The 19,065-nt window shown below is 72.2% G+C and carries 21 protein-coding genes; 13 read left to right on the top strand and 8 right to left on the bottom strand.

The features are described 5' to 3' along the window. Positions 1–63 precede the first annotated feature (63 nt). The gene (locus tag P8A20_RS15460) at positions 64–645 is read right to left on the bottom strand and encodes a hypothetical protein (RefSeq protein ID WP_306103680.1); all 582 of its coding nucleotides are present in this window, start codon (positions 643–645) and stop codon (positions 64–66) included. A gap of 246 nt (positions 646–891) precedes the next feature. Between P8A20_RS15460 and P8A20_RS15455 the strand changes: the two genes are divergently transcribed. Together P8A20_RS15455 and P8A20_RS15450 are read left to right on the top strand one after the other, a co-directional pair. After that, on the top strand, positions 892–1,047 hold the full coding sequence (locus P8A20_RS15455; protein WP_187282428.1) for a hypothetical protein: 156 nt from the start codon (positions 892–894) through the stop codon (positions 1,045–1,047). After that, on the top strand, positions 1,044–1,538 hold the full coding sequence (locus P8A20_RS15450; RefSeq protein ID WP_306103679.1) for a hypothetical protein: 495 nt from the start codon (positions 1,044–1,046) through the stop codon (positions 1,536–1,538). Before P8A20_RS15455 ends, P8A20_RS15450 begins: the two co-directional genes overlap by 4 nt. A 62-nt stretch (positions 1,539–1,600) precedes the next feature. Here P8A20_RS15450 and P8A20_RS15445 read toward each other — a convergent pair whose 3' ends face one another. Then, complete coding sequence (locus P8A20_RS15445) at positions 1,601–2,254, bottom strand: response regulator transcription factor (protein ID WP_306103678.1); 654 nt, start codon at positions 2,252–2,254, stop codon at positions 1,601–1,603. A 95-nt stretch (positions 2,255–2,349) separates the two neighbouring features. Continuing rightward, positions 2,350–4,044, bottom strand: a complete 1,695-nt coding sequence (locus P8A20_RS15440) for a sensor histidine kinase (protein ID WP_147961853.1) — start codon at positions 4,042–4,044, stop codon at positions 2,350–2,352. A 347-nt stretch (positions 4,045–4,391) separates the two neighbouring features. On the opposite strand from P8A20_RS15440, the gene P8A20_RS15435 reads away from it, so the two are divergent. Both P8A20_RS15435 and P8A20_RS15430 read left to right on the top strand, forming a co-directional pair. Next, a complete protein-coding gene (locus tag P8A20_RS15435; RefSeq protein ID WP_371606224.1) occupies positions 4,392–5,195 on the top strand; it encodes an ABC transporter ATP-binding protein in 804 nt (267 codons plus the stop codon). Positions 5,196–5,198: 3 nt separating this feature from the next. Then, entirely contained in the window at positions 5,199–6,539 is a 1,341-nt protein-coding gene (locus P8A20_RS15430) for an FtsX-like permease family protein (protein WP_306103677.1), read from the top strand. 159 nt (positions 6,540–6,698) lie between these two features. Here the strand turns inward: P8A20_RS15430 and P8A20_RS15425 are convergent, their stop codons facing one another. Next, positions 6,699–7,079: a VOC family protein gene (locus P8A20_RS15425; RefSeq protein ID WP_187282303.1), complete on the bottom strand. Its 381-nt coding sequence runs from the start codon at positions 7,077–7,079 to the stop codon at positions 6,699–6,701. Positions 7,080–7,254: 175 nt separating this feature from the next. On the opposite strand from P8A20_RS15425, the gene P8A20_RS15420 reads away from it, so the two are divergent. From P8A20_RS15420 to P8A20_RS15410, 3 genes are all read left to right on the top strand, one after another. Beyond that, complete coding sequence (locus tag P8A20_RS15420; protein WP_147961849.1) at positions 7,255–8,091, top strand: alpha/beta fold hydrolase; 837 nt, start codon at positions 7,255–7,257, stop codon at positions 8,089–8,091. Between the two features lie 205 nt (positions 8,092–8,296). Next, complete coding sequence (locus P8A20_RS15415) at positions 8,297–8,710, top strand: hypothetical protein (protein ID WP_306103675.1); 414 nt, start codon at positions 8,297–8,299, stop codon at positions 8,708–8,710. Positions 8,711–8,881: 171 nt separating this feature from the next. Further along, positions 8,882–9,916 carry a hypothetical protein gene (locus P8A20_RS15410; RefSeq protein WP_306103674.1) on the top strand — a complete coding sequence of 345 codons (1,035 nt, stop codon included), beginning with the start codon at positions 8,882–8,884 and terminating at the stop codon, positions 9,914–9,916. On the opposite strand, the gene P8A20_RS15405 is transcribed toward P8A20_RS15410, so the two are convergent. Then, a complete protein-coding gene (locus tag P8A20_RS15405) occupies positions 9,904–10,515 on the bottom strand; it encodes a TetR/AcrR family transcriptional regulator (protein WP_306103673.1) in 612 nt (203 codons plus the stop codon). The genes P8A20_RS15410 and P8A20_RS15405 overlap by 13 nt on opposite strands. 111 nt (positions 10,516–10,626) lie before the next feature. Between P8A20_RS15405 and P8A20_RS15400 the strand changes: the two genes are divergently transcribed. Together P8A20_RS15400 and P8A20_RS15395 are read left to right on the top strand one after the other, a co-directional pair. Further along, a complete protein-coding gene (locus P8A20_RS15400) occupies positions 10,627–11,655 on the top strand; it encodes an aldo/keto reductase (RefSeq protein WP_147961648.1) in 1,029 nt (342 codons plus the stop codon). An 84-nt stretch (positions 11,656–11,739) separates the two neighbouring features. Beyond that, positions 11,740–12,450, top strand: coding sequence for a DUF4429 domain-containing protein (locus P8A20_RS15395; protein WP_306103672.1), 711 nt, complete (start codon positions 11,740–11,742; stop codon positions 12,448–12,450). Positions 12,451–12,532: 82 nt separating this feature from the next. On the opposite strand, the gene P8A20_RS15390 is transcribed toward P8A20_RS15395, so the two are convergent. Next, positions 12,533–13,225 carry an NAD(P)-dependent oxidoreductase gene (locus P8A20_RS15390; protein WP_306103671.1) on the bottom strand — a complete coding sequence of 231 codons (693 nt, stop codon included), beginning with the start codon at positions 13,223–13,225 and terminating at the stop codon, positions 12,533–12,535. A gap of 86 nt (positions 13,226–13,311) precedes the next feature. On the opposite strand from P8A20_RS15390, the gene P8A20_RS15385 reads away from it, so the two are divergent. Both P8A20_RS15385 and P8A20_RS15380 read left to right on the top strand, forming a co-directional pair. After that, positions 13,312–13,962, top strand: a complete 651-nt coding sequence (locus P8A20_RS15385) for a TetR/AcrR family transcriptional regulator (protein ID WP_306103670.1) — start codon at positions 13,312–13,314, stop codon at positions 13,960–13,962. Between the two features lie 204 nt (positions 13,963–14,166). Continuing rightward, complete coding sequence (locus tag P8A20_RS15380; RefSeq protein WP_147961645.1) at positions 14,167–14,808, top strand: TetR/AcrR family transcriptional regulator; 642 nt, start codon at positions 14,167–14,169, stop codon at positions 14,806–14,808. A 72-nt stretch (positions 14,809–14,880) separates the two neighbouring features. On the opposite strand, the gene P8A20_RS15375 is transcribed toward P8A20_RS15380, so the two are convergent. Next, positions 14,881–15,840, bottom strand: coding sequence for an endonuclease/exonuclease/phosphatase family protein (locus P8A20_RS15375; RefSeq protein WP_306103669.1), 960 nt, complete (start codon positions 15,838–15,840; stop codon positions 14,881–14,883). A gap of 221 nt (positions 15,841–16,061) precedes the next feature. Between P8A20_RS15375 and P8A20_RS15370 the strand changes: the two genes are divergently transcribed. Further along, positions 16,062–17,276 (top strand): SUKH-4 family immunity protein, encoded by a 1,215-nt coding sequence (locus P8A20_RS15370; RefSeq protein WP_306103668.1) that lies wholly within the window; start codon positions 16,062–16,064, stop codon positions 17,274–17,276. A gap of 19 nt (positions 17,277–17,295) precedes the next feature. Here P8A20_RS15370 and P8A20_RS15365 read toward each other — a convergent pair whose 3' ends face one another. After that, positions 17,296–18,054: a GDSL-type esterase/lipase family protein gene (locus tag P8A20_RS15365; RefSeq protein WP_306103667.1), complete on the bottom strand. Its 759-nt coding sequence runs from the start codon at positions 18,052–18,054 to the stop codon at positions 17,296–17,298. Here P8A20_RS15365 and P8A20_RS15360 point away from each other — a divergent pair. Beyond that, positions 18,053–19,036 carry a WD40 repeat domain-containing protein gene (locus P8A20_RS15360; RefSeq protein ID WP_306103666.1) on the top strand — a complete coding sequence of 328 codons (984 nt, stop codon included), beginning with the start codon at positions 18,053–18,055 and terminating at the stop codon, positions 19,034–19,036. The genes P8A20_RS15365 and P8A20_RS15360 overlap by 2 nt on opposite strands. Positions 19,037–19,065 lie beyond the last annotated feature (29 nt).

The following is a 19,065-nucleotide window of genomic DNA, read 5'->3' as shown; positions in this document are numbered from 1 at the left end:
GGGCCCCGGAGCGCGCCCGACCGGAGGACCGTGTGGGCAGCGGGTGCCCGCCGCGCGTGGCCGTCAGCCCCTGACGGCGACGTGGTAGGCGGACGCCCACAGCGTCACCGCGGAGGCCAGGCCCACCACGGCGCGCACGCTCACGTCCGGGAGTCCGGCCGCGATGAGCGCGAGGCCGAGGACGGCGACGGCGCTGAGCACAGCGGCCGTGCCCTTGTACTGCCACTGGTCGTAGAGACGGGCGAGCGGGATGAAGTGCAGACCGACCACCAGCGCGATGCACGGCGGGATGAACCCGGGGTGGCCCGACGCGTTGGACGCGGCGATCACCGCGAAGATCGCCGCGAGTTCGACGACGTTGACGATGCCGACCGAACGCGCCCAGTTCCCGGGCAGGTCGACCATGCGGGGCGACGGGGCGGCGCCCTTGCGGTAGGCGAGGAGGATCGCCACCGCGGTGACCGGCACCGCGAGGATCTCGACGGCCAGTGCGGCGCCCGGCGAGGCGAGACCCGACGCCCCGGCGAAGGTCCAGACGAGGGCGAACACCGAGAGGACGACGGTGCCCCGGCGGCGCAGGGTCCGGGTGAGCGCGGCGCACTCGGCGTCCGGGACCGGGGCTGTCGAGGGCGTCGGCTGGATCATGGGGCGAGAGTACAGCGGCGGCCGGGCCCGTTCGGGGGATTCGGGCCGGAGGGTGCAGGCCTCCACTTACGGAGGCCCTCCGTCCGGCCCGCAACCTCTTGACCTGTGGGTTTCACGGCACGGGGACGTGCCGCCCCGGACGGGCGCCCTCCGCCCCACGAACCCGTGAAGAGTTACTCTCCCCCGGTAAGCGCGTACTTCGAGGTGCGTCGGCCACCCACAGGCAGGACCGGAGGCAGAAGGCTCATGGCAATCCGCACCGCGGTGCGCGTGGACGACGAGCTGACGGAGCCCGGGCACGGCCGGAGCGGCCTCCTGCCCGCAGTGAAGCACCGGGCGGAGAACGACTTGGGCCAGGTCCACGAGGCCCGCGAGCGCGACGACGAGGAGGCCGCGGCGTGAACGCCACCCCGCAGGTGCTGGCGGTACTGGACGAAGTACTCGCCTCTGCCGCAACCGGTGAGCGCGGCGCGCTCTGGCGACTCGCCGAACAAGGGCGGGAGTTGGACGCCAATGTGGTCAAACTGCCGCCGGGCGCGGGGGTCGCTGAGCACCAGGAGGACGTCCTGGACGTGCTCCTCGTCGTCCTCGCGGGCACGGGCAGCCTGCGCACGGGAGCCGGTGGCACCCTGAACCTCGTCCCGACAGCGGTGACCTGGCTGCCGCGCACCTCGCGCCGCTCCCTGGAGGCGGGGCCCGAGGGGCTGACGTATCTCACCGTGCACCGCCGTCGCCCGGGGCTCGCGGTCGGGCCGGCCGTGCGCGCTCCCGCGTACGAGGGCGGCGAGGCGCCCTGCATGCTCGACCTGGTGTGCCCGGAGTGCGGGCGGCTGTCGGCGGACCGGGCGCCGAAGTTCTGCAGCGCGTGCGGGGAGGCGTTCCCGGAGCGCTGACGAGGCGGAGGCGGGCAGTTGACGGGGCGTCGGCGGTACGGAGGCGGTGCGGTCCGCCGGCGTCAGGCGCCGAGGCCCGCGTCCCGGGCCAGCAGGGCGGCCTGCACCCGGTTGTCGCACCCCAGCTTGGCGAGGATGCGGCTGACGTAGGTCTTGACCGTGGCCTCGCTCATGTGGATCCGCTGCCCGGCGTCCGCGTTGGACAGGCCCTCACCCAGCAGGGCCAGGACGTCCCGTTCGCGCTCGGTCAGCTTCTCCAGCCTCCGGCGCGCCCGCTCGGCACGGTCCGCGGCACCCCCGGACGCCAGGGAGTCGACGACGTGCCGGGTGGCGCCGGGCGACAGGTAGGCCTCTCCGGCCGCCGCCGCCCGCACCGCCCGCATGAGTTCCGCGGGTGCCGAGTCCTTCAGCAGGAAGCCCGCGCTCCCCGACCCCAGAGCCCGCAGGACGTTCTGCCTCTCCCCGAACGTCGTCAGGATCAGCACCCGCACCTCGGGGGCGGACCGGCGCAGCTCGCCCAGGGCCGTCAGACCGTCCATGACCGGCATCTGGATGTCGAGCAGCGCCACGTCCACGCGTTGCGACCGTGCGATGTCGACCGCCTCGCGGCCGTTCGCAGCCTCCGCGACGACCTCCATGTCGTCGGCCGAGGAGAGGATCATCCTGATGCCCGCCCGAATGAGCGGCTCGTCATCCGTGACAAGAACCCTGATCACGACTCTCCTGCACGGTCCTGAGCGGTCATACCTGCGGGCACCCCGTCATCATCCTCGATCCGGCCGACGCGCCGGACACCGAGGGGCCCGGCCCCTCAGCTCTCGACCTCGAAGGTCTTCTTCTCGATCAGTCTGCCGTCCTTGAAGCAGAACCGGAACACCGGTTCGGTATCCAAACTGCTCCCCAACTCCGTGGAGAGGAGGACGAGACAGGTCGAACCCTCCGGTTCGGCCGGCGCGCCCGCGAGTGATCCGGGACGCAGGAGGGAATCGCCGCTCGGGAGCTGGGCGCGCACCTCCGCCTCGGACTGACCGATCTTCACCGCTTCGTACTGCGAGGGCTCGATCATGCCCTTGTCCGCCTCGCGCATGAGGAAGATCCCTCCCACGACCACGGCGCCCACCAGCACCACGCCGGCCAGGGCCGCCAGCCCGCAGCCGATCGCTATTCCGTTGCCCCTCTTGGTCCTGCTCATTGCTCTGGCCAACTCCTTCGGGAGACCGTTCCGGTCGATGACGCCATCACTGTCGCCCGGACGGCCTGCCGGATTCTGCGCCCGAAAGTCGTCCGTGGCAGCGACGAACGTCGTCCCGGCACCGTCGCGCGGAGCGCTCGCGGGGTCGCCGCCCTGCGCGGTGTACGGCAGCACGGCCGCCAGCCGGAAGCCGCCGTCCGGAGTGGGGCCCACGTGCACCATCCCGCCCACGAGCCGGGCCCGTTCCTCCAGCCCGGTCAGTCCCTGGCGCCCGCTCGGCACACCGTCCGCAGGCTCCGGCGCCGGGCCGTTGGCGACCTCCACGACGAGCGAGTCCGGTTCGTAGCGCAGTCCGACGACGATCGGGGCGCCGGGGGCGTGCTTGTGTGCGTTGGTCAGGCCCTCCTGGACCACGCGGTACGCGGCCTGACCGGTGGTCGGGGCGAGTGTGCGTACGTCCCCCGAGCGCCTCAGCTCGACGGCCGCCCCCGCCCTGCGGGACGCGTCCACCAGGGTGTCGACGCCGGCCACCCCGCGTGCCGGCGTGCCGGGTTCCTCTCCGTACGCGCCTGTGTCCTGGGCGCCCGCCGGGCCTGGGGCCTCGACTCCGTCCCTCAGCACGCCCACCACGTCCCGCAGTTCGTGCATCGCGGCCACCGACGCCTCGCGCAGCACACCCACGGCCTCCCGCTGGGCCCCCGTCAGTTCACGGTCCACCTCCAGCGCCCCCGTGTGGACGGCGATCAGCGCGAGTTGGTGGCCCAGGCTGTCGTGCATGTCCTGGGCGATGCGCTGGCGCTCCCGGATCCGGGCGTGCCCGGCGATCATCACGCGTTCACGCAGGAGCTGGGCGTTGTACTCGTCGAGGGTCTCGGTCAGGGTCCTGCGCTGCGACCAGTAGCGGCCCGCGAGTCCGGGCAGCGCGAGCGGGATCAGCAGGAGCAGTCCGGCGAACGCGGTGAGCGAGAGCGAGAAGTGCGGCATCTCCGACAGGACCGACAGGCCCAGGACGAGGCCGTAGGCGAGGGTGAAGACGCCGGCCGCCCTGCCGAGCCCGTCGATCCGGCGCCCGGCCGACCAGGACGCGACGACGAGGAGCGGCCCGAAGCCGCTGAGCCAGGCGCAGCCGACGGCGGCCGCCAGCAGCACCGTCGCGGGCAGCACCCGGCGCAGCGGTGACAGGAGCGCGGCGCCGAGCCCGATGCCGACGGCCCCTGCCGGGCCGTGGTGCTCCACGACCCCCGTTCCCGCCGCCAGCAGGGCCAGTACGAGGCTCAGCAGCGGTTCGCCGACGATGCGCCGGGCCGGCCACATGCCGGCGGTGAGAAGAGCCCGTCCCGGCACGGCCCGGAGCGCCGGGAACGGGCTCCCCGCCGTGTTCCGGGGGGACGGTGCTGGAGAGGTCATGGTTTCCACACGAGTCACGCGGCCACGGTAGGGCCCCCGGGCCCGGCGCCGCTGTGGCCGTTGGTCGCGACCGGGGACGACGAAAGTCGACGGCCGACGGACGGCCCGCGTGCCTCGCGGGGGCCTTCCCCCGGGCGGGGTGTACCCAGCGCCACCCTCCGGTCCGGGGCGTACGCCCAATGTGCCCGCCCGCCCCCGTCCGTAGCGTCGTGGACACGGCGCACGGTGCGCCCGGCGAGCAGAGGGTGATGACCATGAGCGATCGTGAACGGCGGCCCGCGGGCCGGGCCGCGGAGGCTCTGCGGCTGGTTTCGGTGAGCAAGGTGTACGGGACCGGGGACAGCTCGGTGACCGCCCTGGACGGCGTGACCCTGAGCCTGCCCGCGGGGAGCTTCACCGCGGTCATGGGTCCCTCGGGCTCCGGGAAGTCCACGCTGCTCCAGTGCGCGGCGGGCCTGGACCGTCCCGACCGGGGGCAGGTCCTCGTGGACGGCGAGGAGATGGGCGGTGGTGGCGAGGCGGCCCTGACCCGGTTCCGGCGGGACCGGATCGGCTTCGTCTTCCAGCAGTACAACCTGCTGCCCACCCTGACCGTCGAGGAGAACACCGCGCTGCCGCTCCGGCTGGCCGGACGCAAGGCCGACCGGGACGGCATCCGCGCGATCCTCACCCAGGTGGGGCTCGGCGAGCGTCTCGGGCATCTCCCCGGGGAACTGTCGGGCGGACAGCGCCAGCGCGTCGCGATCGCCCGAGCCCTGGTCACCCGGCCCGCCGTGATCTTCGCGGACGAGCCGACCGGAGCCCTGGACACGCGCAGCGCGCGCGACGTGCTGAGCCTGTTGCGGGAGACCGTCCGCCGGCACGGCAGCACCGTCGTCCTCGTCACCCACGACCCGGTGGCCGCCTCCTACGCCGACTCGGTGCTCTTCCTCGCGGACGGGCGGCTGGCGGGACACCTCACCGCGCCGACCGCCGAGGCCGTCGCCGAACGCATGACCCACCTCGGGGACCGCGCGGCCGGACGGCGTGCGGACAACGGCTCATTGACGGAGGTGTGAGCGATGTTCTTCCTGGCCGTACGCTCGGTCCGCAAGCGCCCCGGGCGCTTCCTCGCCACCCTGCTCTCGGCGTCCCTAGGCGCCGTGATCATCATGACGTTCGGCTCCCTGCACGACACGGCGGCGGCTCCTGGTGTCGACGAGGTGAGCTCGCAGTCCATGACCCTCGCCGCGAGTGTCGTCGGTGGATACGGCGCCCTCCTCGTCTTCTTCGCCATCGCCTCCACGCTCACCGTCGCCGTACGCCAGCGGGCCGAGGAGATCCGTCTGCTGCGCTGCACGGGTGCCACTCCGGGGCAGATCACGCGCATGGTCGTCGGGGAGTCCGCCGTGGTGGCCCTGGCCGGCACGGTGCTCGCCGCCGGGCCCGCCGTGCTCGGCGGCCGCCTCCTGCTCGACCTGTTCCAGGACAGCGGCCAGGTCGCTCCCCAGGTCGACCCGGCCTTCGGCGCCGTGGCGCTCGGGTCGGGCTTCGGCGTCGTACTGCTCGCCTCGGTCGGCGCGGCGTTCCTCGCCGTACGCCGCGCCACCGTGGCCGCCACCGGAGTCCGCAGTCCCTCCCGCGCCCGGGCCCGCACCCTGGCGGGCTGCGCCGCGCTGGTGGCCGGGACCGGGGGCGTCCTCAGCACGTACGCCGTCGACAGCACCGACGAGATGCTGATGGCTTTTCCCGCCTACGGAGCCATCCTTCTCTCCGTCGGCTTCGCCGTCCTCGCCCCGTCCCTGCTGGGGCGGATGCTGGTGCTCCTGCGGGGGCCGTTGGCGGCGGTGGGCGGGGCGGGCGGCTATCTGAGCGTCCGGAACCTGCGCCGACGGGGCGCCGAACTCGCCGGAGTGCTCATGCCGTTGATCATCTTCACCGGCGTGGCCACCGCCACCCTCTACATCCAGGGGGTGGAGACCGGCCGGGTCACCGGGTCCGGCCTGGCCGAGTCCGTCGAGGACAAGAACGTGGAGACCCTCAACCTGGTCGTCGTCGGGATCGTGGTGGTCTTCTCCTGCATCATGCTCGCCAACACCCTCTACGCGGCCACCTCCTACCGGAGCCGTGAGTTCGGGCAGCAGCGTCTCGCCGGGGCGACCCCCGGCCAGGTCCTGCGCGTGGTCGGCTGGGAGTCGGTGATCCTCACGCTGACCGGGCTGGTCCTGGGAACCGTCGCGGGAGTCGCGGGGATCATCCCCTTCACCATGGTCCGCACCGACCAGGTCCTGCCCGACCAGGGACCGGGCACCTGGCTGGCCGTCATGGCCGTCGCCACGGTGGTCACCCTCGGCACGAGCCTCGGGACCGCACGCAGGACGCTGCGTACACCGGCCATCGACGCGGTCGCCGTGGCCGCGTGACGCGGAGGCCGTGGGCCGTGTGACGCGTGATTCGGAGGCCGCGGGCCGCCCCGGGGACCCGCGTCATCGGTCGCCGGGGGCGGGGCCAGGTCGAGGATCATGTCGAGCGACCGGGAGCCGTCCGCCTCGTCGACGGAGCCGACCGGCCGGAACCCGGTCCTAGCTCATGGCCGCCCGGTCGGACTCGCTGCGCAGGACGCAGAACTCGTTCCCTTCAGGATCGGCGAGCACGGTCCAGCCCGAACCGTCGGGATTCCGGAGGTCGTCGACCAAGGTGGCTCCGAGGCCCGTCAGCCGTTCCACCTCCGGGTCGCGCGAGGTCTCCGGGCGCAGACACAGATGGATCCGGTTCTTGACCGTCTTGGCCTCGGGCACCTGGTTGAAGTAGAGCATCGGGCCCTCCGGCAGCAGCACCTGGGTCTCCCGGCTGCCCGGCGCGGCCTCCGGATCCAGCGGGCTGCCGGTCACACTGCTCCAGAACCGGGCCAGCCCATAGGCATCCGCACAGTCGATCGCCACGTTCTGCACCACTGAGACCATGGGCGCGAGCCTTCCCGATATCCGCGGCGGACGCCACCGGGTTGCGCGGATTCCGCCGGGGCGGGCCTTGTGCGCCACCCGGTCTCCGCGGCATCGATGAGTTCCGCGCCCGGCGAGGGTCATATCAGCAGCACCTCACGTCCCAGTCGGCCCTGCGCGCAACGGAGAGACGAACATGGCAACAGCACGAGGACGGTCGGCCGGTACCGGAGACCAGGTCGTCTCCGCCGACGGTACGGAGATCGTGTTCGAGAGGTCGGGGAGCGGGCCGGCCGTCGTCCTGGTGGCCTCGGCGCTGGCGGACCGCTCCGACACCGCCGAGCTCGCCGCGCTCCTCGCCGAGGACTTCACCGTGATCAACTACGACCGGCGCGGACGGGGTGCCAGCGGAGACGCGGACGCCTACGCCCCTGACCGGGAGATCGAGGACATCGCCGCCCTGATCGAACACGTCGGCGGTACGGCGTCGCTGTTCGGCTCGTCCTCCGGAGCGGTCCTCGCCCTGCGCGCGGCCGCCGCCGGAGTTAACGTCGACCGTCTCGCGTTGTACGAGCCGCCGTTCGTGGTCGCCGGCGACGACGACGGGCCGCCCAGGGATCTCGCGCGGCAGGTGAACGCGTTGCTCGCGGACGGCCGGGACGGCGACGCGGTCAGGTACTTCATGACCAGGGTGCAGGGCATGCCCGGTATCGCTGTGTTCTTCATGAAGCTCATGCCGAAGGTGTGGTCGAACCTCACCGGCATGGCCCGCACCCTGCCCTACGACATCGCGGTCATGGGTGACACCCAGCAGGGCGAGCCGCTGCGCGCCGGGGAGTGGAACGGCGTGACCGTACCGACCCGTGTGCTGACCGGCGGGAAGAGCCCGGCCGCCTTCCGGCGTGCCGCCGACGCCGTCACGGAGATTCTGCCGCAGGCCGACCACCGCGCTCTGCCCGGACTCGGCCATGGTGCCGTCGTCATGGCACCGCGGAAGATCGCCCCGCAGATCACCGAGTTCCTGAAGGGATGAGTGAGGGCGTCCCGGGCGCGCGGGGCGGCGGTCCTCCTGGTTTCCGAGGGCGGGGGGCCGGGGGCCGGGGGCGGGAGGGGCGCAGCGGGGCGCGTTACCACTTCCGGGTTCACCGGAGCGCACTACTCCACCTCCTGAATACACAACCGTGCACAGTTGTCCTGTGACGCTGGTCACGTCGCGGGTTCGTCGGCACGCTTGGCTCATGGATCAGAGAAGTTCACCGGGCCAGGTCCCCTCCTGGGTTCCCGCGAGCGGGCATGCGCTCCGGCATGTCGGCGTCCACTTCGACGCCGTACGCGTCATCGGGTCGGCGGGCGATGAAGTGGCGTACGAGCTGATGCAGTTCACCGACTTCCGGGCGGGTCCGATCGTGCGGTCGGGGGTGGGTGACAGGAGTACGTACTTCCTGCTGCCGCCGCAGAGTGCCGCCGCCTACCGGTGGCCGATCGGCGCGCGGCTGATAGGGCGGGACCTCCAGTGCGAGGCGTTCGTCGGGATCCCGGCGCTCGGGGGCAGGACGTGGCCCCTGGACTGGCGCTCGCGGCCCACCGCGGAGGCCCCGTTCGTGGAGGCGAAGCTGCTGCACGAGGTGGCGGTGGCCCTGCTGGCGGGGTGAGTTGGACCGCGACCGGCACATCGGGGCATATGCGAAACGGTACTCACGGCGTGCGGTACCGTAATCGCGTCATTACGTTCCGTGCATGTGCGGTGCGCGGGCGGCCCCCGGTGGTGCTACCAACACCGAGCCGAGGGCCTTCACCCACGAGTGGATCAGGAGTCCACCGAGATGCTTCGGCATGCTATCGCGCCCTCCCGGCGCTACACGAAGGCTTCGCACGACGTCGTCCGCCATTCGCGGCTGACCAGCGACGCGAAGATTCTGCTCCTGGCCGTACAGGGGCTCCCCGAGGAGATGGCCGCGCGGCCGCTCGGCGAGCACGCGCGCAAGCTCGGCATCACGGGGCGGGCCTACCAGAAGTCCAAGGAACAGCTGGTCGCGCATGGTTACGTCCATGAGTGGCGCGATCAGGGGGAGCGCGGGCGCTGGGTCACGGAGCAGCTGCTGTCCAACGTGCCGCTCACGCCCGAGGAGGCCTCCGCGCTGCGCCACGGCCGGACCGAGCAGCCTCCGAGTGCCCGGAAACCGACGGTCGGTGACCCGGCCGGCCGGGTGGCCGGTCGTCAACTACCTGTGGGGGAAGAACAGGAGAAGAACTGTCCCCACCCACCCTCCGAAGCCCGGCCCGAGGACCGGCCCGAGGGCCGGCCCGAAGTCCGCCCCGAAGTCGGGCTCCAGGTCGCGCTCGGCCCGGAGGCGGCCGAGGGTGAGCGTGTCCTGCTGTCGCTGCGTCATGTGCGGCGGGAGTTGTACCTCGGGGTGAAGGAGGCCCGGGGGCTTGCGGAGCTCGCCGGTCGCTGGCTGCTCCGCGGGGTGTCGGCAGGCGAGCTGCGGCGCGTGCTGACCAGTGAGCTGCCCGGTGACGGGGTGCGGTCGGCGGTGGGCTTCCTGCGGTTCAGGCTGCTGCACAAGATGCCGCCGGAACTCCCCGCCGCGCCTTCTCCGGAGCCCGCCGCCACTCCGCCCCGCGTCGCGGAGCTGGTGGCCTGCACGGTGGTCGGCCCGGAGGGTGACGTGCACGTCTTCCGGCCGCTCTCCGACGAGACCGAGTGCGGCCCCTGCCGTCGCCGTGCGGCGTGGGAACGCTGGGAGGAACGGAAACACCTGGCCGAGGCCGAGCCCGAACCGCTGCCGTGGCGGGAGCGCTTCGCGAAGCTCGGCGCCTCATGTCCCGGGGACGAAGGCGCGGTTCACCGCGCCTGATAGCGGAGCCCGTCGACGAGCAGGGCGATCATCCGCCGCGTGTGCCCGGTGTCGTCCTCGCACTCGGGGACGGCCAGATTGCGGGTCGCGACCAGCAGGTCGTCGGGCGTGACGTCGGGGCGGATCTCGCCCGCCTCGGCCGCCGCGTCGATGAGGCCGGTGAGCGCGGGCATGAAGCGCTGCTCGAAGTAGGCGGGGAGGCTGTCGTAGGTCGAGTCCCCCGAGTGCAGCGCGGCGCTGAGCCCCCGCTTCGTGGCGAAGAAGAGGGCCAGTCGCTGCAGCCACCGGGTGAGCGCCTCGGCCGGTCCGTACTCCGCCGCGAGGGTGGGGGCCGCGTCGGCGCAGGCGTCGACCTCGTGCCGGAAGACCGCTGCGATGAGGTCGGAGCGCTGCGGGAAGTGGCGGTAGAGGGTGCCCGCACCCACTCCGGCCCTCGCCGTGATCTGGCGTACCGGCGCGTCCACCCCCGAGGTGAGGAACACCTCCGCCGCCGCTGTGAGCAGGGCGTCCGTGTTGCGCCGCACGTCGGCGCGCACCTTCTTCGGGGCCACTCCGTCGGCGGCGCCGGGGTCGGTTCCCCGCGTCGTGTCCTCGCGCACGGCACTTCCCTTGCTATACGGAACAGTGTTCCGTATTGTCGTTGCTGAACGTTGTTCCGTTTATTCAGCCTAACGTCCGCACGGGACGTCGACCAAGGGGCGAGAACCGTCATGAAGTACCGCACGCTGGGCCGCACCGGCATCAAGGTCAGTCCGTACTGCCTCGGCGCGATGATGTTCGGCGCCATGGGCAACCCCGACCACGAGGAGTCCGTCCGCATCATCCACAAGGCACTCGACGCGGGCATCAATTTCATCGACACCGCCGACGTCTACTCGCGCGGCGAGTCCGAGGAGATCGTCGGGAAGGCGCTCAAGGGCCGCCGGGACGAGGTCGTGCTGGCGACCAAGGCCCATCTCCCGATGGGGGACGACCCCAACCAGCGCGGCAACTCGCGCCGTTGGCTGGTGCGCGCGCTGGAGGACTCCCTGCGGCGCCTGGGCACCGATCACGTCGATCTGTTCCAGGTCCACAGGCCGTCGCCGGACACCGACGTGGAGGAGACGCTCTCCGCGCTCACCGACCTCGTGCGCGCGGGAAAGGTCCGGAACATCGGCGCGTCCACCTTCCCCGCCTCGGACATCGTCGAGGCGCAGTGGGTCTCCGAGCGGCGCGGCCTTGAGCGTTTCCGCACCGAGCAGCCGCCCTACTCGATCCTCAACCGGGGCATCGAACGCGAGGTGCTCCCCGCCTGCGAGCGTTACGGCATGGGCGCCCTGGTCTGGAGCCCGCTCGCCGGCGGACTGCTCACGGGCCGCTACCGCAAGGGCCGCACGCCCGACACCCACCGCGCCGCCTACGGCTTCAAGCACCTGAGCGACGAGCGCAGGCTGGACGCGGTCGAGGCGCTGATCCCCGTCGCCGAGGGCGCCGGGATGCCGCTGACGCACCTGGCGACGGCCTTCGTGATCGCCCACCCGGGCGTCACCTCGGCGATCATCGGCCCGCGCACCATGAACCACCTCGACGACCTCCTCGCGGGCGCGGAGACCGAGCTGGACGACGAGACCCTCGACCGGATCGACGCCATCGTGCCCCCGGGCACCGACATCGGGACGCTCGACATGGCCTACGCCCCGCCGGCGATCGAGCACGCCCACCTGCGCCGCCGCCGGCCCGAGGAGCGCTCGGCCGCCTGAGCCCCGGTCCTCCGGTGCCGGGGTGTCCGCGCGGAGGGGCTCGACCCCGCCACGAACACGGGCGCGCCTGGCAGAATTCGCGGTATGGCGGACATCATCTCGCGCGACGGAACGTGGAGCTTCGACGGGGACACGGTGCGCATCGTCCCCGGCAGCAAGGCACACCCGGTACGCCAGGACCTCGGTGAACTCGCCGTCCCCCTGCGCGCGGTGGCGGGAGTGTCGTTCGAGCCGGACCGCAAGGGCGGCCGTCTTCGCCTGCGGCTGCGCGCGGGTGCCTGCCCCGTCCTGCGGGCCGCGGAGGGGCGGCTCAAGGACGCCGCCGACCCCTACCAGCTCGTGGTGGAGAAGGACCGCACGGGCGTGGCGGAGTACCTCGTCGACGAGATCCGTAACGCCCTGCTGATCGAGCAGGTGCCCGACGGGCCGGTGGACGGCTTCCTGCTGCCGGGACCGTCGGTGCCGGTGTCGGGCGGCGGCGGGGACGGTACGGCCTCCTTCGACGGGCGGACGGTCCGCCTCACCTGGAACTGGAAGGCCGAGGAGTCCAAGACGGCGGGCGGCGCCGTCACCCTCACCCTTCCCGAGGTCACCGGGGTGCGCTGGGTACCCGCGATCGGACTGGAGAACGGCTCCCTGCGCTTCGACCGGGGAGGCGCGGTCTCGGCCGCGCCCGCCGACGACCACGACGTCCTGCTGCGCAGGCTCCGCGAGCTGGGCGAGCTGTACGAGGCGGGCATCCTGACGGACGAGGAGTTCGCCACCGCGAAACGAGCCGTGCTGAAGCGCCTCTGAACAGGGTTGACCGCCCAGGGAGGCCGAACCGGCAAGGCAGGGAGAGCCCTTGCCGGGCCGAGGAGTCCGCCGGGCGCACAGCTCACTTCTTCCTCACGCCCTCGTTCCAGATCAACTTGACGATGCTCGGCTTCACCGACGTCGTGACGACCCCCATCGCCTTCCGGACGTACCGCTCCTCCTCCAGTTCGTGCAGCATGCTCGCCGCGAGGTCGGCCCTGGCGGTGAAGACGCCGTCGGCGCTGGTCTCGGCAGTGGTGTAGTCGGTGACGTGAGGGTGGTCGAAGAGGCCGGAGGGCCGGACGAGGGTCCAGTCGAGGTCCGTCCCGCGGATCGCTCTCTCCATGCGGCGCATGTCCTCGTGCAGCGTGCGACCCAGCCGCCGGTTGACCAGTGGGTCGAGCACATGGTTGAAGAAGTGCGCGCCGCTGGGGCGCCAGTCGGGGTCGGCGATGCTGGAGCTGACGACGAGCAGCCGCTTGACGCCGTGGCGGGTCATGGCCCCGGTGATCGCCATGGCACTCGCCGAGTACGTGGTGATCTTCCCCTTGTCGAAGCGCGTGCCCAGTGCGGAGAGGACGGCGTCGGTCCCGTCGACCGCCGCGTCGACAGCCGCCGGGTCGGTGGCGTCGGCGAGAGCCACCGTGAGTCCCGGCCGTGCGGGGACGGAGCCGGGCCGCCGGGTCACCGCGACGACGTCGTGGCCGGCGGTGAGAGCCTGGTGGGTGATGTGGCGCCCGGTCGGCCCGTTGGCGCCGAAGACTGCGATACGCATGCTGCGGGTCATCCCTTCGTGGGACTGCTGTGTGATTGCGGGAACGCCCTTGACGGTGCCGACCGCGCATCGCAGGCTCAACGCTGATGAATAAAGCCGCCCTTGCCCTCACCCGCCCCCGGGGCCGCCCCCGCGGCAATCCGCCGACGCGCGAGGCGATCGTGTCGGCGGCGCGTGGGCTCTTCCTGGAACGCGGTTACCGGCGCACCACCCTGCGTGCGGTGGCCGGGGCCGCCGGGGTCGACCCGGCTCTGATCGCGCACCACTTCGGATCGAAGAAGGGCCTGTTCGCCGACGTGATGCGGTTCCAGTGCGCCAACGCGCTGGCGACGGAGGACGTCCTCGGCGGCGACCGGGCCACCCTCCCCGACCGCCTGATCGACGCCGTGACGGACCTGTGGGAGGACGCCGACTTCCAGCAGCTCACCACCCAGGGGGACGAGGCGGCGGAGGCTATCCGTGAATACCTGGAACGCGAGCTGCTGGACCGGCTTGTTGAATTTCTCGGCGGCCGGGACGCGACCGTCCGTGCCGCAGCCGTGGTGACGATCCTCGGCGGGCTCATCTACACCCGTTACCTCAACCCCCTCCCCACCCACGCGGCGCTCACTCCGTCCGAGGCCCGCCGCATGCTCGCCCCGTCGCTGCACGCGGCGCTGGCCCCCGGACCGCGTCGCCGGTCCGGTACCGGAGCGGCGCAGGCCTTCGCGGCGCGCACGGTGGCAGCTGACCGCTGACCAGGCAGTTTCGGTACACCAGTGCGAGCAGTCACCGGTACTGGCGGACTGTGCGCCCGACGGCGCGGCGCGGGACGCGTACGCCGGTGCGCACCAGGACAATGGCGCACGCGCCATCCAGAGGCGCCCGACGCTCTCCGGCCCTCACGGCACCGCTCTCCGGCGGCCGTGCGCACCGGGTAGGTGGCAGACCAAGGAGGACCCGTGGTGGATGTCCCGGTGGACCAACTGACCGGCGCGGTCGACGGTGTGCGCGCGCGGGCCCGTGGGCAGCTCGTCGAAGCCGCCCTGGAACTGTTCGGGGTGTACGGCTACGCACAGACGTCGGAGCAGGATCTGTGTGACATGGCCGGAGTGCCGGTGGAGGCGCTCTGGGACGAGTTCGGCTCCCGGGAGGGCCTGCTGATGGCCCTCCACAACCAGATCACGACGGCCGGGCTGCGGGCGTCCGAAGTGGCCCTGCTCTCCGAGGGGATGGACGACTGTCCCCTGGAACAGCGCTTCCGTCGGCTCTTCCACGCCTATGTGTCGGCGGTGACCCGGGATCTGCGTGAGGCGCGGGTGACGTTCGTCGAGGTCCTGGGTGTGAGCCCGGCGGTGGACGCGCACTGCAAGCGGTGGCGTGACCTGTGGACCGACTTCCTGACCGGCGAGGCCGAGCGCGCGGCGGTCCGCGGCGAGGTGGAGGAGCGGGACCACCGGGTCGTCGTGATGGTGATGGTGGGTACGGTCCACGAGCTCATGGCCCACCACGCCCGCCGTCCGCGCAGGGCAAGGCCCGACGAGGTGACGGAGGAGCTGACCAAGCTGGGCCTCGCGATGCTCGGCGTGGAGATGGCCGACTGACCTTGCCGGTCCGCGATCGGTCCGCCCGCGCGCCGTCCCGGGCGGGCGGGCGGTGGCGCGGTGGGCGGGGGGTCAGAGCCTGATGTCCGCCGCCACCGGCAGGTGGTCGCTGCCGGTGGCGGGCAGGGGACGCACACCGGTGACCGTCGCCGAGCGGGTGAGTATCTGGTCGATCCGGGCCACCGGGAACCTCGCCGGCCAGCTGAAGGCGAAGCCCGGTCCCGGCTCGTCCATCAGCTCGGTGACCGGCGCCAGACCCCGGTCGTCCAGGGTGCTGTTCAGGTCGCCCAGGAGAATCACCCGCTCCAGGGGCTCGGCGGCCAGCTCCTCACCCAGCAGGGCGGCGCTCTCGTCCCGCCGACCTGAGGTGAGGCCGGTCGTCGGGCCGATCCTGACCGACGGCAGATGGGCGACGTACACGGCGACCTCGCCCCGCGGCGTGCGGGCCGTCGCCCGGAGTCCCCGGTCCCAGCCCTCGCCGACACCGCTCGGCCTGATGTCCACCAGGCGCACGGCGGTGAGGGGGTGCTTCGACCAGAGTCCGACCGTGCCCCTCGTCGCGTGATGGGGGTAGTCACCGGCCAGAGCCGCTTCGAACCCGGGCAGGGCCGGGGCCGTCAACTCCTCGACGGCTATGAGGTCGGCGCCCGTCCCGGCCAGCGCGTGCGCGGTGGCGGCAGGGTCGGGGTTCACGTCGCTGATGTTGTGCTGGACCACCGTGAACGCGTCGTCCGGGGCCCGGCCCCCGCCGGACAGCAGGGGCCCGAACAGGGCGGACCAGGAGACCACGGGCAGCAGGAGCGCGGTCACCGCCAGGAACGAGCGGCGCAGGAGCGCCGCGAGCAGCAGGACCGGCACGGCCAGGCCGAGCCAGGGCAGGAAGGTCTCCAGCAGACTGCCCACCCGGCCGGGGGTGTTGGGGACCAGGCCGGGGAGCACGAGCAGCAGGGCGATCAGGAGGCACAGCACGGCGAGCACGCGGCCCCGCCTCCAGCTCCAGCCCCGCCGCCTCGCGCCCTGCTTCCCGGTCACTCGTCCGCGCTCCCGTCCGGGCGCCTCCCGTGACGCCCCGCCCTGAAGGAGAACGCGGCGGCCGGTGATCCGGTTCCGGCACCGGCCTCCGGACGGGATGCGGATCGGTCGGTGGCAGGGCCACGGCCACCGGAACCCGTCACGGGTACCGATGTCAGTGCCCGTCCTTACGGTGGATCCCATCGGCAGGACCACTACGGACGAGAAGCCACGGGGGCGTCATGACGGGGAGCGGCATCGCGGTACCGGAGGAGTTCATCCATCCGGACATCACGCACGAGGGGACGCGGCGGGCCCTCGTGGAGGGCGTGCTGCCGGACGGGCAGGGCGGCATGGGGTTCACCCGGCTGTCCGCGTCCCGCATGGTCACGGCGGTGGACCTGGTGGACGAGGGTGATGACCCCGGCGCCCTCGACCCGCACACAGCCGGCACCGTGGTCGTCGGGCATCTGCTGATCGAGGGGGAGGAGGCACAGGCGGTCGTCGTCGACGGTGAGACGGGCCGGGTGTTCAGCCTCCGTATGTCCGCCCCGCAGTACGCCGAGCTGTATCCGCTCGCCCCGTCACTCGACGCGCTCGCCCGCTTCCTGACGGCTGTCGGTGAACTCGCCACGCTGAGCGGCCGGTTCGCGCACCTCCAGGGCCGTTTCGGCGCCCCGGTCGTCGAGGAGGCCTCGGCACTCCTGTCCTCGGTCTTCACCGACGAGAGCTGGGGTGTGGACGGCTGGGGGGACGTGGAGTGGGCGGGCGAGGTGCCGTCCCTGTGGCGGATCGCCGCGCTGATCCGTCCCCTGGCGCTGATCGCGGCTCCGGGCAGGGGGCTGCACCTCGATCTGCCGCCGGACTTCGTCGAGGAGGAGTTCGGCGCGGAGGAAGTCGTCCGGATCGCACCCGCGGACCTGCCCGAGTCGCTGGAGCACGAGCCGACCCGGCGGTTCCTGTCCGAGGTCGGACTGCCCAAGGACGGGCTGATGTTCTGGCTGGACGAGCCCGAGAACATCCTGAAGAGGGTGGCCTCCGTGTGCGCGGAGAGGCAGGCGGACCCCGCGCTGCGGCACCTCGACATCGTGGGGAAACTGCCGGACGACTCGGACCACCTGCTGGTCATCGGCGGCCTGGTCCACGATTTCGACGTCATCGTCGACGGCCGTACGGGCCTGGTGCACTACGCGCTCTTCGACGACGACACGGTGACCCCGGTCAACGCCGACGTGTCGACCCTGGCGTTCACGGTCTGGATGCACAGCCGGCAGCAGAAGCTGGAGGAGGAGTACGACCTGGCGGGCGACATGGGGGAGTTCTACCACCAGGTCGCCGACACCATGGTCGCCGTGCTGGCCGCGGTCGACCCTGTCGCCTGCGTCCCCGCGACCGGCCCCGACGACTACCGGTACTGGCCGGAGGTGTTCCACGACGAGGCGGGAGGCGTGCTGTGACCCTGCTGCCGCCGGGAGTTCAGGCCGTCGCCAGCACCCCGGCGTAGGGGCCGCCGACGCCCCAGGCCCGGTGCATGGCGTCGGCGAAGGCTCCGGCCAGCTTGTGTTCCCCGGTGGGGCCGGGGTGGGTTCCGTCGTAGGTGTCCGTGTGGATGTCGTAGCCGGCGGGGTGCTCCGTCAGCAGGACCGGGGACGAGGGCGCGTCCAGGTCGGCCACCGCCTGCGCGAGCAGTGAGTTGAAGCGGTCGCACTCGGCCGCGAAGGGGCCGTCGGACTCCGCCCGCACATTCGGTATGACGGGGAGCAGCACCAGCTTGATCCGGGGGTTCGCGGTGCGGGCCGCCGTGATGAAGGCCCGTGCGTTCGCGGCCGTCTGCGCGCTGTCCGTGTAGAAGCCCAGGTCTATCAGGCCGAGCGAGACCAGCAGGACGTCGGCACCGGCCGCCGTGACCGTGTCCGCGATGACGGGGGCCATGTGGAGCCAACCCTCGCCCCAGCCCGCCAGATGCCGCCGCGCGGTCGCGGGGAAGGACACGTCGCCGTACGCGTGGGAGAGCGGGGCGTTCGCCTCGGTGTCGTACAACTCGGTGCGCGGGCCCGTGATCGCGTACCCGCCGTCGCCGAGGGTCGCTTCGAGGTGCTGCCACATCCGGTAGCGCCAGGTGAAGTCGCCGGCCTTGCCCACGGTCATGCTGTCGCCGACGAAGAGAAAACGCATGGCGACATCATGGCCGATCACCGCTCCGGCCTGCGACGTGACAGTGGACACTTGTCCCATGAGATCGCTGCTGACCGTCTCCGCCGCCGCTGCCCTCCTGTTCCTGACGGGGGCGGTGCCCGCCGTCGCGGACGACGGGGACGGGGCGGACCGGACGTTCACGATCGAGGACCCCCGGATCACCGAGTCCAGCGGCCTCGCCGCCAGCAGGATCCATCCGGGCGTCTACTGGACGCACAACGACAGCGATGACGGGCCGTACGTCTACGCCGTCGACTCCCGGACCGGGAAGACCGTGGCGACGATCACCATGAAGGGCATCGGGGAGCCGCGCGACGTCGAGGCGATCTCGCTCGGGCCCGACGGGAACCTCTACGTCGGTGACATCGGCGACAACCTCGACGGAACCTGGGACCACGTCTGGATCTACCGCTTCCCGGAGCCGAAGCGGCTCGCGGACGCCACGGTGCGGGCGACACAGTTCGACGTGACGTACGCGGACGGTGCACGCAACGCGGAGGCGCTGATGGTCCACCCCGTGACGGGCCGGGTGTACATCGCCTCGAAGAACGAGGACGGCGGCGGTCTCTACGAGGGCCCGCAGAAGCTGACGACCGGGGGGAACAACGTCTTCCGGCGTGTGGGCGAGGTGCCGTGGGTGACGGACGGCGCGTTCTCGCCGGACGGCGGGAACCTGGTGCTGCGGTCCTACTTCAGCGCCCGCGGCTACGCCTTCGAGGACGGCCGGCTGGGCGAGGACCGAGCCGTGAGCGTGCCGCTCCAGGGACAGTCCGAGTCGGTGACGTACACCGCGGACGGCTCGGCGATGATGTTCGGCTCCGAGGGCGAGCGCAGCGAAGTGGTACGCGTGGAGGTGGAGGGCGGAAGCAGGACGCCCTCCACCGGCGGCGGGGGCGGCGGGACGTCGTCCGGGGACGGCGAGGACGACGGCGACTCGAGGAACGGCACGGTGACGGGCGGTGCCGTGGCCGTCGTCGTCATCGTGCTGGCCCTGCTCGCCGCCAAGCGCCGCCGGGGGTAGACGTGGGCCGCCAGGGCCCTCCCTGCGGA

The organism is Streptomyces sp. Alt3 (assembly GCF_030719215.1).
Taxonomy (GTDB): Bacteria; Actinomycetota; Actinomycetes; order Streptomycetales; family Streptomycetaceae; genus Streptomyces; species Streptomyces glycanivorans.
This window is presented reverse-complemented; position numbering and strand designations above follow the sequence as displayed.

Coding starts and splice junctions, on each gene's coding strand:
- P8A20_RS15430 (WP_306103677.1), top strand. CDS start 5,199: ATGTTCTTCCTGGCCGTACGCTCGGTCCGCAAGCGCCCCGGGCGCTTC.
- P8A20_RS15395 (WP_306103672.1), top strand. CDS start 11,740: ATGGCGGACATCATCTCGCGCGACGGAACGTGGAGCTTCGACGGGGAC.
- P8A20_RS15425 (WP_187282303.1), bottom strand. CDS start 7,079: ATGGTCTCAGTGGTGCAGAACGTGGCGATCGACTGTGCGGATGCCTAT.
- P8A20_RS15415 (WP_306103675.1), top strand. CDS start 8,297: ATGGATCAGAGAAGTTCACCGGGCCAGGTCCCCTCCTGGGTTCCCGCG.
- P8A20_RS15365 (WP_306103667.1), bottom strand. CDS start 18,054: ATGGGACAAGTGTCCACTGTCACGTCGCAGGCCGGAGCGGTGATCGGC.
- P8A20_RS15440 (WP_147961853.1), bottom strand. CDS start 4,044: ATGTGGCCGGCCCGGCGCATCGTCGGCGAACCGCTGCTGAGCCTCGTA.
- P8A20_RS15420 (WP_147961849.1), top strand. CDS start 7,255: ATGGCAACAGCACGAGGACGGTCGGCCGGTACCGGAGACCAGGTCGTC.
- P8A20_RS15460 (WP_306103680.1), bottom strand. CDS start 645: ATGATCCAGCCGACGCCCTCGACAGCCCCGGTCCCGGACGCCGAGTGC.
- P8A20_RS15400 (WP_147961648.1), top strand. CDS start 10,627: ATGAAGTACCGCACGCTGGGCCGCACCGGCATCAAGGTCAGTCCGTAC.
- P8A20_RS15410 (WP_306103674.1), top strand. CDS start 8,882: ATGCTTCGGCATGCTATCGCGCCCTCCCGGCGCTACACGAAGGCTTCG.
- P8A20_RS15385 (WP_306103670.1), top strand. CDS start 13,312: ATGAATAAAGCCGCCCTTGCCCTCACCCGCCCCCGGGGCCGCCCCCGC.
- P8A20_RS15390 (WP_306103671.1), bottom strand. CDS start 13,225: ATGCGTATCGCAGTCTTCGGCGCCAACGGGCCGACCGGGCGCCACATC.
- P8A20_RS15435 (WP_371606224.1), top strand. CDS start 4,392: ATGAGCGATCGTGAACGGCGGCCCGCGGGCCGGGCCGCGGAGGCTCTG.
- P8A20_RS15455 (WP_187282428.1), top strand. CDS start 892: ATGGCAATCCGCACCGCGGTGCGCGTGGACGACGAGCTGACGGAGCCC.
- P8A20_RS15370 (WP_306103668.1), top strand. CDS start 16,062: ATGACGGGGAGCGGCATCGCGGTACCGGAGGAGTTCATCCATCCGGAC.
- P8A20_RS15360 (WP_306103666.1), top strand. CDS start 18,053: ATGAGATCGCTGCTGACCGTCTCCGCCGCCGCTGCCCTCCTGTTCCTG.